This is a genomic window from Cutibacterium sp. LaCa_89, assembly GCF_058177555.1.
In genome coordinates, this window is the sequence record NZ_CP190889.1 from 2,626,623 (window position 1) to 2,640,442 (window position 13,820).

General features: G+C 63.2%; 9 protein-coding genes and 3 pseudogenes. 10 read left to right on the top strand and 2 right to left on the bottom strand.

What is annotated here, in order from left to right; translation table 11 throughout:
* The first annotated feature begins 23 nt into the window (after positions 1 to 23).
* From ACP8LP_RS12080 to ACP8LP_RS12125, 10 genes and pseudogenes are all read left to right on the top strand, one after another.
* The gene (locus ACP8LP_RS12080; RefSeq protein ID WP_002522757.1) at positions 24 to 2,066 is read left to right on the top strand and encodes a GNAT family N-acetyltransferase; all 2,043 of its coding nucleotides are present in this window, start codon (positions 24 to 26) and stop codon (positions 2,064 to 2,066) included.
* A 46-nt stretch (positions 2,067 to 2,112) separates the two neighbouring features.
* Positions 2,113 to 3,117 carry an aminomethyltransferase gene (locus tag ACP8LP_RS12085; protein ID WP_002522758.1) on the top strand — a complete coding sequence of 335 codons (1,005 nt, stop codon included), beginning with the start codon at positions 2,113 to 2,115 and terminating at the stop codon, positions 3,115 to 3,117.
* Between the two features lie 5 nt (positions 3,118 to 3,122).
* Positions 3,123 to 5,462 carry a beta-ketoacyl-[acyl-carrier-protein] synthase family protein gene (locus ACP8LP_RS12090; RefSeq protein ID WP_002522759.1) on the top strand — a complete coding sequence of 780 codons (2,340 nt, stop codon included), beginning with the start codon at positions 3,123 to 3,125 and terminating at the stop codon, positions 5,460 to 5,462.
* Entirely contained in the window at positions 5,459 to 6,130 is a 672-nt protein-coding gene (locus ACP8LP_RS12095; RefSeq protein ID WP_002522760.1) for a 4'-phosphopantetheinyl transferase family protein, read from the top strand. The genes ACP8LP_RS12090 and ACP8LP_RS12095 overlap by 4 nt, the downstream gene beginning before the upstream one ends.
* Complete coding sequence (locus ACP8LP_RS12100) at positions 6,127 to 7,260, top strand: hypothetical protein (protein ID WP_002522761.1); 1,134 nt, start codon at positions 6,127 to 6,129, stop codon at positions 7,258 to 7,260. The genes ACP8LP_RS12095 and ACP8LP_RS12100 overlap by 4 nt, the downstream gene beginning before the upstream one ends.
* A 25-nt stretch (positions 7,261 to 7,285) precedes the next feature.
* Positions 7,286 to 8,731: a DHA2 family efflux MFS transporter permease subunit gene (locus tag ACP8LP_RS12105; RefSeq protein WP_002522762.1), complete on the top strand. Its 1,446-nt coding sequence runs from the start codon at positions 7,286 to 7,288 to the stop codon at positions 8,729 to 8,731.
* Positions 8,732 to 8,968: 237 nt separating this feature from the next.
* Positions 8,969 to 9,328 (top strand): annotated as a pseudogene (locus ACP8LP_RS12110) (class III lanthionine synthetase LanKC N-terminal domain-containing protein); the annotation flags it as partial.
* Between the two features lie 849 nt (positions 9,329 to 10,177).
* Positions 10,178 to 11,230, top strand: a complete 1,053-nt coding sequence (locus tag ACP8LP_RS12115) for a glycoside hydrolase family protein (protein WP_237726223.1) — start codon at positions 10,178 to 10,180, stop codon at positions 11,228 to 11,230.
* Positions 11,231 to 11,507: 277 nt separating this feature from the next.
* The gene (locus ACP8LP_RS12120) at positions 11,508 to 12,677 is read left to right on the top strand and encodes a sensor histidine kinase (protein ID WP_484483187.1); all 1,170 of its coding nucleotides are present in this window, start codon (positions 11,508 to 11,510) and stop codon (positions 12,675 to 12,677) included.
* Positions 12,674 to 13,282, top strand: a complete 609-nt coding sequence (locus ACP8LP_RS12125; protein ID WP_138237735.1) for a response regulator — start codon at positions 12,674 to 12,676, stop codon at positions 13,280 to 13,282. Before ACP8LP_RS12120 ends, ACP8LP_RS12125 begins: the two co-directional genes overlap by 4 nt.
* 27 nt (positions 13,283 to 13,309) lie before the next feature.
* Here ACP8LP_RS12125 and ACP8LP_RS12130 read toward each other — a convergent pair.
* Positions 13,310 to 13,678: pseudogene (locus ACP8LP_RS12130) on the bottom strand (glycerate kinase); the annotation flags it as partial.
* 37 nt (positions 13,679 to 13,715) lie between these two features.
* Positions 13,716 to 13,790 (bottom strand): annotated as a pseudogene (locus ACP8LP_RS12135) (hypothetical protein); the annotation flags it as partial.
* Positions 13,791 to 13,820 lie beyond the last annotated feature (30 nt).

Genomic DNA, 13,820 nt, shown 5'->3' on the forward strand with positions numbered 1-13,820 from the left:
GCCACACACGAGAAGGAAGTCCCATGATCGTTCGCCCCTACAGGCCACGTGATGCGGAAGCGATCGTACATCTCTACAACAGCCATTCCGACTCCCCCAATCCAGTGTCGGGAGGGATTGTTGAGGAGGAGTTCCAGAGGGAGCTCGAAGAACGTGGTTCGACAGTGTTCCTAGTGGCCGAGGAGGCCGGATCCATTGTCGGCACATTCGGGATGTTCCGCACGAATGGCCGACACACCATGGCCGATGATGAAGTCTTCGCCGACATGTTCTATGTCACCCCGTCACATCGACTCTCGACAGTTCCGGGACAGCTAATCACTGAAGCCATCAGCGAGTGCTTCATCCAGGGCATCAACGTGATCCGCCTCACCGTGAACCCCGCGAACATCTCCGCGCTCAAGGTTTACAGAAAAGTCGGTTGTGCCTGTCTCGGGGCCACCGATGCAGGCGAGGACGGGAACATTGAGCTGTACAACTTCATCCCTCTGGTTCTTAGGGCAACCATCACCAAACTCGACCACGATTGTATTCGAGCCCTGGCGGACATGACTTCGTTCGCCTGCATCACCGAGGGACGTCCACTTGATCTGTCCCACGACTTCATCGTGGACGCTGGACGGAAGATCGTCTCCCACAGCATCCAGATCGGGCGTTCAACCATCCACGCCATGGTCGACACGGGCTCGAGGACCATTGTGGAGGCCACCCTCGACAACCGCGACTGGGATGCTCCTCGCCAGATCGTCGCCCCCACCCCCTGTCAGAACCGGCCCGAGGAACAGCGAGGCAACCCTGTCCGGCTGGTGCACAAGAAGCTTGAGGTCACCTTCAACGAAGGAGTCATTGAGATCAGTACGACTGGCCACTGGGGCCCGGTCCTCGCAATGTCCTGGCCCTCCTCCGTCTCGCACCGCGCTCACGGGTGGCGACAGGGCCCCGCCAAGTCGTATCGATGCGAGCTTCTCGAGAATTGCCTCGTCCTGGATGACGAAGGAGGAGTGAAATGCACCATCAGCCTCAATGATTGCCAAGTCGCGATCCGGATGGATGGTGCCCCAAAAACGGAATTGAGAATGTACCAGTGGTGCAGCCTGCGCCAGGGCTATCTGACGGCTGACACCGGCATCACGAGCTTCAACCGGGCATCCAGTGGGCTCGGAGTCGCCGTCCGGGACTCGTCCGAGATTGTCGCCGCGGGCCTTCCCGTCATCCCTGACACACCGATCACATGGAGTGAGGGTGACATCACGGTTCAGCTCGATCCCTGCGGCCGCGCCTCCCTGATCCACTCGACCCTGGTGGACCGAAGAATCCACTTGGACGAGTCTGGCTCGGCAAGTCTCACCATGACCGTGTTTGGTGATTCCCAGCCCCATCGTGCCGACACCGTCGAGCTGCCTCCCCTCGCGGCAGGCACCGACAGGATCGTCCTCAAGCCGGCTGCCGGAGGCGTGACCACATGGCGCTTGGGCGCCACCAAGGTGCTCAAGTCACCGTGGCCACACGCCCGCGCGCTCGGGCCCAATCCGATCTGGCGAGCCGGCCTGTGGGTCAGTCACGAGCCGGATCGCCACGACCGTCGCCAAGGAATGGGGTGGGGTCCCGATCATCGCAGTTGGACCCTGTCGGAAGACACCATGACCAGTACTGACGGGACACTCTCCTGGCGCTTCAGCGGCTCCCCAGACACCGGCTGGACGGTCGACGTCACGACGAGCAACACGCACGGGGAGACCGTCGTCTGGCTCACCCCGGACTGCCCGGCGGGCGAGAGGATCCGCACGTCTGATCATGCCGTGACGACCATGCTTGACATCTCGAAGCCATGGCAGCGCTGGACCACCCGATGCGCAATTCCTCTCAGACACGGGAAGTGGTTCCTCATCGAGCCTGATCATGACCTCACTGATTCCCCCGAAATCCTCATGCGCTCTGTTCACGGGGTCCTGCTCGTCGGCTGTGTCGGACGAGCCCACTCCGGATCCGCTTCCTGGCGCTTTGCCATCACGTCAGAACTCCCCACCTCCAACCCAAGAAGAAACGACTACACCTCAGCCGCCTGAACCCAACCAGTTGGAACACCCACTACAGAAGAAATGGAGCACCACCATGTCCATCACTGAGCAGTACAAGACCCTTCGCACCTCGGTCGGCCTCCACACGCCTACCGGTCCCCTGGTCCGTATCACCGGTGATGATCGTCTCGAGTTTCTCGACACCTTCCTGTCCCGCGCCTCGGACTTCGTGGACCCCGACACCACTCGGGAGTGCCTCGCTCTCACCGAGGACGGCCTTCCGCTGACGATCTTCCTCCACATCGAGCGCGAGGAGGAGTCATGGCTCCTTCCCCGCACCGCCATCGATGCGGCGACCCTCGCCACGTACCTCGGCAACCTCGAGACCGATGGTGACCTGTCAATCGAGATTGCTCCAGAGGGTTGGGGAGCTGTCGCTGTCGAGGGGCCGCTGTCGTGGCAGATCGCCGAAAACCTTCTCGACTTCGACGTGGCTGGCCTCGTTCTTCACGCCGTCACGGACGTCGTCGTTCCCGGGGCCCCCGAGGGATCGAAGGCATGGCTCGCCCGGGTCGGAACCACTGGGGAGTACGGCTACCTGCTCGTCTCCAACGTTCCCGACCTCGCCCGCACTTATCTCCTCAGCCGCGCCACGGAGCTGGGCGGTCAGGCAGTCGACGCCGATGCTCTCGCACGAGTCCAGGCCGAGGCCGGGATGCCCTATTACGCGATGGGCGTGTGCCACCTCGATGTCGCCGGGGGTGACCTCGCCTGGCTCGTGGACTGGCAGCGCATCGGCGAGTTCCAAGGATCCGAGAATCTGCCCACACCCGTCCGAGACCAGCGCCGACTGGCCGCCATCGCCCTGCCCACCGGCAACCGCCCGGAAGCTGGTCAGACCGTCGCTGCCGGGGATGAGGAGATTGGAGTGGTGGTGTACGTCACCCCGTCCGCCAATCCCGATGAGGAACTCGCGTTCGCACTTCTGGATGCTCCTTTCTGGACTCCCACCCTTCCGTTGACCGTCGGCGCCCACGACGGGACCACGGTCACCCTGCCCCGCGTCGTGGCAGCCTCCAGCCTCAACAAGCTGGGGTGACAGCGATGACGATCACTGCTGAGAACGCCACCACCCGCAGCGACATTGCCCGGAGCATTGCGGTGACCGGCGTGGGACTGGTCACGGCACAGGGTGACCATACCGACGAGTGCTGGACCGAACTTGTCGATGGGGTTTGCGGAATCACCATGAACGTCACGTTCGATGACTCTGGCACCACGATTCCGTGTGCTGGCGTGGCTCCCATTCCGAACTCTGATTCGATCGACCGCTGTTACCTGCTCGGCGTCCATGCCATGCGTGAAGCTCTCGAGATGAGTGGCATCGACCTGGACTCCGTGGGTCGTGATCGCATCGGACTCGTGGTGGGCTCAAGCCTCGGCGCGATGCCCACCTTGGAGGCGGCTCATCGCCGGGCCATTGAGACCGGCGTGCTCGATGCCGGATTGGCGGCAGACTCCCAGCTCCACTGCGTCGCCGACCACCTCGCCGCTGAGTTCGACATCCGTGGACCCCGCGTCGTGACATCGAATGCGTGTGCCGCTGGTGCCGTGGCGATCGGCTACGCCGCAGAACTCCTCTGGTCCGACGATGTGGACCTGGTCGTCTGTGGCGGTGTCGATCCACTGGCCCAGATCTCTGCCAATGGGTTCACGTGCCTGGGAGCTCTCGACAATCTCCCATGCAGCCCGATGGCCGGTTCCTCCGGTCTGACTCTGGGCGAGGGAGCCGGGTTCATGGTCCTCGAGAGAACAGATGCGGCGGCTGCCAGAGGCCAGGAGGTGATGGCCGAAATCGCCGGCTACGGCACAAGTTGTGATGGTTACCACCAGACTGCCCCGGACCCGGGTGGCAATGGCGCCCGCAGCTCAATGGAGGCCGCCCTGCGCTCAGCTCATCTCAAGCCGTCCGACGTCAGCTACGTCAATCTCCACGGCACCGGTACTCCGACCAACGACGCCGTCGAGCCGAAGGCACTCCGGTCATTGTTCAAGTCCGATGACCTTCCCCCTGTCAGTTCGGTGAAGGGCGCCATCGGTCACACTCTCGGCGCTGCTGGCGCCATCGAGGCCGTGTGCTCGATCAAGGCCATCCACGAGGGGGTCCTGCCGCCAACCGTCAACAACCGCGGGCAGGCTTCCCGAACTGGTCTCGACATCGTGCCGGAGTGCGCACGCAAGGCCGCTCCCGACGTGGTCATCTCCAACTCCTTCGCCTTCGGGGGCAACAACGCATCAGTGGTCATCACCGCACCTCGAGGAGGCGTTCACTGTACCGCCCCGGCGCAGCTTCGCGAGGTCGGAATCTCAGGAATGGCAGCTCTGGCGGGAAAGGCCGCCAACTCGGAGGAGCTTCTTTCGGCCCTGTCAGAAGATTGTCCAATCTGGATGGCCGATGAGAAGACCTGGGAAGGGGATGCTGTCCAAACCGGCCATGTGGACATCAAGCGCCTGTCCCGCACAATCAACCCGTCCAAGGTTCGTCGGATGGACCCCTTGGGAATCATCTCCAGCGCGGTGGTGACTGATCTGTATGCCCGACACGGGAAGCTGAGCCGCAAGGATGCCGAAAGCACGGGAATCATCTTCGCAACCGGCTACGGTCCTGTGACGGCGGTGACGCAGTTCAATGACGGGATCATCCGCCACGGTTCCGAGGGTGCCAACGCCCTGGTGTTCCCGAACACCGTGGTCAACGCAGCCGCAGGCCACCTCGCGATGCTGAATCGCTACCGTGGTTACACGGCCACCTTGGCATGCGGTGGAACCAGTTCACTCATGGCGCTGCTTCTCGCTGCTCGCGTCGTTGGCCGCGGCGCTGCGGATCGCATCATGGTCGTTATCGCTGACGAGTTTCCCAGCATTGCCGTCCAGGCCGTCGCGAAGCTTCCTGGCTACCGACACAGGGTTGATGGTTCCGGAGCCGTGCTCTCGGAAGGCGCGGTATGCGTCCTGGTGGAGGCCGTCGAAGTCGCCGAAGCACGCGGTACCGCCCCCATGGCGCTGCTACGCGGCTTCGGATCCCGTGGAGAGTCCGTGGGAGTCGGTCACACCGCATCCGATGGACGGGCTTGGGCCAAGGCCATGGCCGCTGCACTGGGCCCGGCCGGCCTGACTGCCTCCGACGTGTCGACCGTCGTGGCGGCATCAAGCGGACATCCTCGCGTCGACCGAGCCGAGCAGGCGGCCAGGCGGATCGTCGGACTGTCCGCAACCGCTACGACCTTCCCAAAGGCGATTGTCGGAGAAACACACGGATCGGCTGCCGGGATCGGGCTGTTCGGTGCCCTGTGCGGTTCGAGGTCAGCCGCGCACCAGAACATCCTTGTCAACGCCTTTTCCCACGGCGGTGGTTATGCCTCGATGGTGGTGGAGTCACTGTGACCACGACGCTTCTGCCACGGGTTGCCCAGCCGGGACCGGGCGTCAGCCATGTCGACACCGACCGTCCCATCGAGTGCATCATCACCCACCACCCCCACATGCCGCGTGATCGCGGAGGCCACGCCACCTCCGTGTCAGGCAGGTACTTGCTGCGCCAAGCCGCAGAACTCATGCTCGGCACGGATCCTGCGCATTGCCCCGTCGTCGACCCTTCGCGGCGCTGGTACTGGCCCGGAATCAATCTTCACGGTTCTGTCTCCCATGTCCCGGGCTGGAGCCTGACGACGCTGAGCACCGGCGGCCACATCGGGGCAGACATCCAGGACTTCCGGGAGCGTCCCGGCGCAATGGCATTCATCGGTGACCTGGTCAAGCTGTCGCGATCGGCGTCACTCCGAGAATTCGCGGAGTGCGAGGCCGTCGTCAAGGTGTCCGAATTGACCAAGGAGACGTTCGGGCACGTGCGACTGCCCGAATGGACACCCGGATGGCGCCACGTTTTCGAGGACTACTGGGTCTGGAGTCTCGAGATGCACGGGATGGGAGTCATCGCACTCGCATCCGATCTCCCCCGAGCCATTCGCTGGTGGCGGTGCGACGCCGATGCCCGTGGCCGTCTCCAGGCTCTCCGACCCATAAGCAGTCTTGGACCAGGAAGGCCGTCATGAGCCGGTACTCACGTCGAATCTCAGGCATCGAACGCGGCTATCTCAACGCCGCAACCCGGGGCCCGCACCCCACCATCCACACGATGATCGACTTCGAGGGCCGCGTCCCCGCCGACTGTTGGCGGCACGCATCCACGATTGCGTCGGCCGCCAACCCTGGCATGACAGTGGTCCGGAGGTCGGGCCGATGGACATCCGATCCAGCGGGCTGTCCGGTTGTGTTCCACGACTGGACCGCGGACCCCAACGACGTTGCCGACTTCCACGCTGACATGGATCTCGTGACGGGACCATCGTCCACGCTCCACGTTTTCGAGGGGGCGGAACGCACCCGAATCACCTTGGCAGCAAGCCATGCCGTGACCGATGGGCGGGGCATCGAACGATTTCTCGTCGACCTGCTTGCAGCGTTGGACGAGCGTGAACCCATTGGAAGCCCCGACACCCTGACCGATGTCGATATCAAACGATCCTTGGAGAACAGCATCAAGCCCCGACGCCACCTGGCCGCTGTGCCCGCCGATGTCCTTTCTCCACTGGGGGGGAGGAAGAACCAACGTATATGGGCCTCCAGGACGTGGCACAGTGCCCCGGGAGCCATGAGCGGAAGAATCGCTGCCGCTGTGGCCGAGATGATCGACCACGCCGCAATGATCATCATCCCGGTTGACATCCGGCGGCACGTCCCAGAGGTCCGATCCACAGCAAACCTAAGTGCCCAACTGCCAGTGATCATCACCCCGAACCAGCGCTGGCAAAGCATCCATGGGCATCTGCTCACGGACCTTGCTCGCCATCGAGACCTTGCGATCATCAGTGAGGATTTCCGCCACAACAATCCGTTCGCATCGACCTTGGAGGAAAGCCAGGCCATCGGCCTCGATGGTGTCTATCCCTGTGCCGCAATCATCTCCGACCACGGAAAGCTCGACCTTTCAAGGTTCCAGACCTTGGAACTCACCCCGGTCTCGATGCGAAGCCTCCCGATGCTCGTTCCCTACTCCGCAATGTTCATCAGCAGTTGCACCGTCGGCGAGACCACCACTGTCACCATCGCTCATCGCGCTGATGACGATCCCGATTCCATAAACACCTTCTTCCACCACATCGAATCCCAGATGTCCATCTGAGCCACGTCGTCCCTGGAGAGCAAACATGACCACCCAAGATGTCATCACCCCGCCGCGCCCCGTCACCTCCCATGCCACGGCGACCAGGTCCGAGGCTCCACCGCGAAGCGTCATCAGAGCCATGGCCATCTCGATGGTCGCGACCCTCATGGTCATGCTCGACACGACCGTCGTGAACGTGTCCTTGAGCGCGACCACCGCCCGCTTCGGGAGCATGGGCAGCGTGCAGTGGGTCCTCACAAGTTACCTACTTGCACTGTGCGCGACGATGACGGCCTCCGCCTGGGTCATCGACCGCCTTGGTCCACGGCTCACCTTCATCGCCTCAATGACCATGTTCCTCATCGGCTCGGTGATGTGTGCACTGAGCGATTCAGTGTGGCAACTCGTCACTGGCAGGACCATCTCCGGTGCCGGAGCTGGGATCCTTGTTCCGACAGCATCCGTCCTGCTTATCCGTGGCATCCCACGCGAACAACTTGGCAGGGTGCAGGCACTGAATGGGAGTGTCCAGTTGATCGCTCCCCTGATCGGCCCGACTGTGGGCGGTCTCCTCGTTGACAGGTGCGGGGGCTGGCCGGCCATCTACTGGGCGAACGTCCCCGTAGCTCTTGTTCTTCTGATTGAGGCCGTCCGCGTCGATCCGGACGAACCACACACCGCTAAGCGCCGCCTCGATGCTCTCGGCCTGGTCTGTGGCAGCACCGCGATCGTGCTGACAGTGCTTGGTGTCTCACTCTTCGGCAGGACGTCGCGAAACACCACCTTCCTGCTTACGATCGGCGCGCTTGCAGTCCTCGCATGGGCGTTCTTCATCACCCACATCCGAAGGGCTACCAACCCTCTGCTTGACGTTTCCCTGTATCAGAACCCTGTCTATTCATGGTCCAGCTTCAACGTAGCGGTGCTTGGTTTCGGTCTCTACGCCCCCATGGTCGTCATGCCCCTCTATCTCGAGGCGACGCGCCACCTCACTGCCGTCCACACTGGTCTGGTGATGTCAGTGGCCGGCGTCGGCGTCATTATGGCCGGAATCCTGTGCACGAAGATCATGGGCCGGATCGGTGGAGGCCTCACGATGACAGTTGGCATAACTCTGAGCATCATCGCCACTCTGCCCCTGGTCCGGCTGACGAACCACACCTCCTACATACTCCTGGCAGTCTGCTTGGCCTTGCGTGGAGCAGGAATCAGCCTGACAATCGTCCCAGCCATGACACGGGCCTTCGAGTCCATCAAGAGGACGGCCATGGCGGACGCCTCTGCACAGCTCAACCTGTTGCAGCGAATCGGCGGGACAATTGCGACAGCAGTCATCATCGCAGTTATCCACCACGAGGCCATGCTCACCCGCGGACTCTCCCCCACAGTGTTCTCGCACGCCAACGTGTGGATCCTCACCGCGACCGCCGTCACCCTTCTGCCGGCCTTCGCGCTTGCGAAGGCCGAAAGACAACAGCAGGATCTCTGAGCACCGAGGAGTACTCCCTCATAGACCCTCCTCTGATCTAATTGGGTTTGTTCCAAGTGTGTATCTCACTCCGGGGAGCCCCGATTGCTGAACCACATCCCGTTCACCCTGGCGAGTCCCTCGTGGTACGACGTCCCCTGGGCGCCCGGATCTCCGTATCTCACAGGAGATATCTCGGTCCTGCCAGCGGACTCGCCAAGGTGGACGACGACCATCCGGGGTCCTTGGCAAATCCACATGCCACCTCGTCCGACCCTTCCAGAGGTGGGGTGGAAAGTGCATGTGTCTGCCAAGCCATCGGAATTGGAATCGGTTGCCTCAGTCGTAGCACTGTGGTGCGTACGCCACAGCGTCCCCTTCAAAGTACTTCGCACCCGAGGTCTCGTTCACGCGAGTCAAGTCAAGTATGCGGACCGAAGTCAGAGCGGCAAGGTCTGCACCTGCTACCCCGACGGCGAGAGCCTTGAGCACTTCTGCTCCGGTCTTGCCGAGCTGCTTCAGAACGTCGATTCACCTCCGGTGTCCGGCGAGCTGCGAGTCGGATCCTCCCCTCTGTGGTTGCGTCACGGGAGTTTCCGAGAGGCATGGGCGGTGTCATCCACAGGAGTACCGTTCCCGGTCTACCCGGGAACAACACATCCTGATCGTCGAGGCCCCGCGCCCGCAGAATCCGATCACGACACGCCGTGGATCCGGAGGCTCCGTCGGACGAATCGCCCCAGCACGGTTCTTCCCATCGACGATGTCAGACTCCTCCACCGATCAAATGCTGGCGGCGTGTATCAGGCAACATGGAGAGACGGCACATCGGTAGTCGTCAAGGAGGCCCGGCACCTGTCCGGACTTGATGCGGCGGGTGTCGACGCCCGAGTGCGGCTGCGTCACGAGTACGAGGCCCTGAGAAGACTGGACCCCTATCGGGCCGCTCCCCATCCCATTGATCTCATTGAGACCGAGGACGGCTCGTTCCTGATCATGGAATTCCTTGACGGAATGACAGTCCACCAGGAGATGTCGAGGTTCCATCCTCTGATTGGTAGGCGACCTCATCGGCTATCGATGACCGATTTTTCACGCTGGTGCCGAGAGGTCGAAGATCGCTTGAGGAATGTCACGAGGGTCATGGCCGGGTGCGGAATCGTTCACGGGGATCTTCATCCCGCGAATCTGATACATGTCGGCCATGAGGTTTTGGTTACTGACTTTGAATCCTGCTCAATCGACGGGGTCGCCGTCTCGTCAGGGATCGCCGCTCCCTGGTTCCAGTCGGACGACACGATTCCCGATCCGGCGACGACTGACGATCTCCACACTCTTCTCGTGGATCCGACTTGCGGCCCCGCGCTTGTCCTCCATCCAAATCTTCGCGCGCTCATCAGCCAGGCCGCAGTCGAGGACATGATGGGAAATCCGACTGGTTTACCACATGCCTGGAACCTCGAGGACATGACAAGCGAACTCGCCAAGGGGATCCGGGCATCAGCCACTCCCGCACGAGCCGACCGCCTCTTTCCCTCAGACCCCTACCTGTTCGGGCATCCAGGTTCAGAATTCGGCCTGATGCATGGCGCCGCCGGAATCATGGCTGCTCTTGCCGTGACTGGGTACGGTGTTGACGCGAATCACGTGACCTGGATGAAGGACCGCTTGGCCACCCGCCCGACCCTGCTGCCGGGGTTGGCCAACGGAATCGAGGGAATTGCCCTGGGTCTCTCCCTGTGCGGTCAGAACGACATGGCTGCATCCCTGCTCCACCAGTCCGGAATTCTCACGATCACAACGAACGGATCGACTGACCTCACCCTCGGTACTGGTATGGCGGGCCGAGCGTGCGCGCTGCAGTCCCTCTCACAACGACTGTCATCGAAATCTCTCGCCCACGCTGCATATACCCTCTGGGAACAACTCGCCGTGGCTGTGCGGAACACTGATGTGGCCTTGCCGAACGGCCTGTTCTCCGGTTGGGAGGGAATCGGGCTCTCCCTGCTTGCCTCTCCCCTGCCGGATCGTCATGATCTCGCCCGCCACTCACTCCGACTGGCCCTGGCCACGACAACGATTGTTGACGGTGCGCTCTTCTCAGGCGAGGGACAGATCCGATGGCCATATCTGGGGCGTGGTCCCGCGGCATGTGGCCCGCTCGCCGCCAGGCTTGATGATGACCAGACGGCCAAGGCCGTGGCACAGACCTGTCGTTGTCCCCTGACTGAGTCATCCGGTCTCCACAATGGCCGCGCAGGTCTCCTACTCGTCCTCCGCCAGCTCGTGGGAGACCAAGACGACGCCGTTCGCCGCCACCTCATGAGACTGTCGTGGTCGATGGACCGTCGCGAGGAAGGCACATTGCTGCTGGGTGATCATGGCCTGCGTTTCTCATCCGATCTCGCGACGGGGTCAGCCGGCGCCCTCCTCGCCCTGAGCAGGGACCCATGGCGGAACATGACACGAATGCTCGGAATATGCGATGACACCTGTCATGGCCCACTAGTGACAGTTTGATCTAGCGCCGATAGTTCACAACTGAAAGACTCCAAACATCGAGGAAAACATGCTGAGCCAAAACGCCTTGGCAGGCGTGGCTCGTTTCACCACGATGAACACCAGGAGACAGAATGTCCGTTGAGGCCATGCAATCCATCGAGATGGACGAGGAAAACAGCGCCAGCCAGACAGGTTGCGCTTGTTACAGCTTCTTCTCGTGGTCAGGATGCTGCGTAGTCTCCCAAGCGGTGGAAGCATCTTGATCGTGTGAGACGCCGCCGACTACCCTGTCCCCGTGGTACGCACACGCCCCGTCCTGGACAGTCCCGGAAGACCGCTCATCGCCTCCGGAGTCGTCCTGGCGGTCCTGCTCATCATCGCGGTGATGACGATGGTGCTTCAGCGCGACCCCACTCTCACCCCCGGACGCCGCATTCTCGGTATCGTCCTGTCCACGGTCCAGGCCGTCGGATTCATGTGGCTGCAGACCCGCATGGTTCGTCACGGCAAGGGTTCGCGCAACATGCGTGCGACCCTTGGAAGGGTCGGTTTCTGGGCCACGTGGGGACTCGTCGCAGTGGGAGTCGCCAATCTGTGGCTGACCAACTCGTGGACCCTCTTCGGGGCCTCCGTCGCCACGCCCCTCCTTCTCCTGCCAGGGGTGTGGAGTGTGGTGGCCACCCTCGTGACCCTGATCGTCGGTTTCTCCGACCTCGTGGTCACCCACACCTCGCCACTGACCTCAGCCGCGGTCGTGCTGGTGACCATCGCGGTGTCGGTGAACCTCTACGCATTCACGAAGCTGTCGACGGCACTCGTTGAACTCCGCTCCTCCCAGGAGGAGATCGCCCGGCTGCGCGTGGACGCCGAGCGTCACCGGATATCGCGAGACCTCCACGACATCATCGGTCGTACCCTGGTCGCCACGTCGATGCGCCAGCAGGCGGCCCTCCACCTCGTCGACCGCGACCCGCAACGGGCCAAGGAACAGCTCGACGCCGCCCATGACGCAATCACCGAGGGGCAGCACCAGTTGCGTTCCATCATCCAGGCCGAGATGAGCACCAGCCTCCCCGACGAGATCAGCGACGCCACATTCCTGTGCGACCGACTCCACATCGACTTCCGCATGGATGACCGCGGCAGACCGCACAAACCCTTCGACTCGGCGGCGGCGGCGGCCCTGCGCGAGGGAATCACGAACATGCTCAAGCACAGCGCGGCGGGCTACTGCCACGTCGCCATCTCCCCGGACCTCCTGACCGTCACCAACGACGGTTGTCCGCAATCACCTCGCCCCTCCACCACACCGGGCACCGGAATCGACCATCTCCGGTCCCAGATCGAGGCGCTCGGTGGGTCGGTGACGACGTCGCGGCCCTCGCGGGGCACCTTCCGGCTCCGCTGCTCCTTCCCGACCCGGGGGGCGTCCACGACCACACCCGCGACCGAAGGAGGACGATGACGACGAGAATCCTCCTCGCCGAGGACATCAAACTGGTGGCAGAGGCCTTCGAGGCACTGCTCTCGGTGGAACCGGAGTTCGAGGTCGTCGCACGGGTGGCACGCGGCGACGACCTGGTCACATCCGCCACCCGCCTGTTCCCCGACGTGATCCTGGCCGACATCGACATGCCCGGGATGACCGGCATCGAGGCCACCCGAATGCTTCGCGACAAGGGATACCGCGGCAGAATCATCCTGCTCACCGCCCTGCCGGGAAGCGGGTACCTGCACGCCGCGATGGCTGCCGGAGCCGACGGGTACCTGCTCAAGTCGATCACCGCGCCCTCCCTCATCAACGCCATCCGGGCGGTGTGCAACGGCCAGTCGGCCATCGACCCAAACGTCGCCGCGGTCGCCATGCGCAAGGGACCCTCGCCCCTCAACGACCGGGAAACCGAGATTCTGCGCCTAGTCGCCGACGGTTCCTCCACCGCGCAGATCGCCTCGCGGCTGTACCTCAGCAAGGGCACCGTCAGGAACTACCTGTCGACGGCGATGTCGAAGCTCGACGCCGACTCACGCACAGCGGCGGTCACGCGGGCACGCGAGGAGGGCTGGCTGTAGCAGGCGACCCGCTCAGCCCACCGCCCCTCAGCCCGCCGACTCCTGACGCACGGCCTCCTCGACCGCCCGGCTGAGCAGGGACCCGGCCCTGACCATCGACGTCTCCGGGTCCGGCTCGAGGTCGGACAACGCGATGATCCGGTCGAACGCGGACCGTTTCTCCTCGGGCAGGTCACAGCGTCCGCACACCGCCCAGACGGGCACCCCGGCGTCCCGGGCGATCTTGCGGATGGTGTCGGGAAGCTTGCCGAGCAGGGTCTGCTGGTCCAGCCGCCCCTCCCCCGTGACGACGAGACTGGAGGCGGAGATCCGCGACACCGCGCGGGACCATCCCAGGACGACCGCCGCGCCCGGGCGGTACCTGGTCCCCAGGCACATCAGCGCCCAGCCGACCCGGCTGGGCGGCTGCGAACCCCCTGGCCACCGCCCGGCAGGCCTTTCCCGAACTCAGCGACCCCTTGAAGGAGTCGACGGCAACGATGACCGGCGCATTCGGATCAGGACGCATGGGATCAGCATGTCACGTCGATACGGAGCA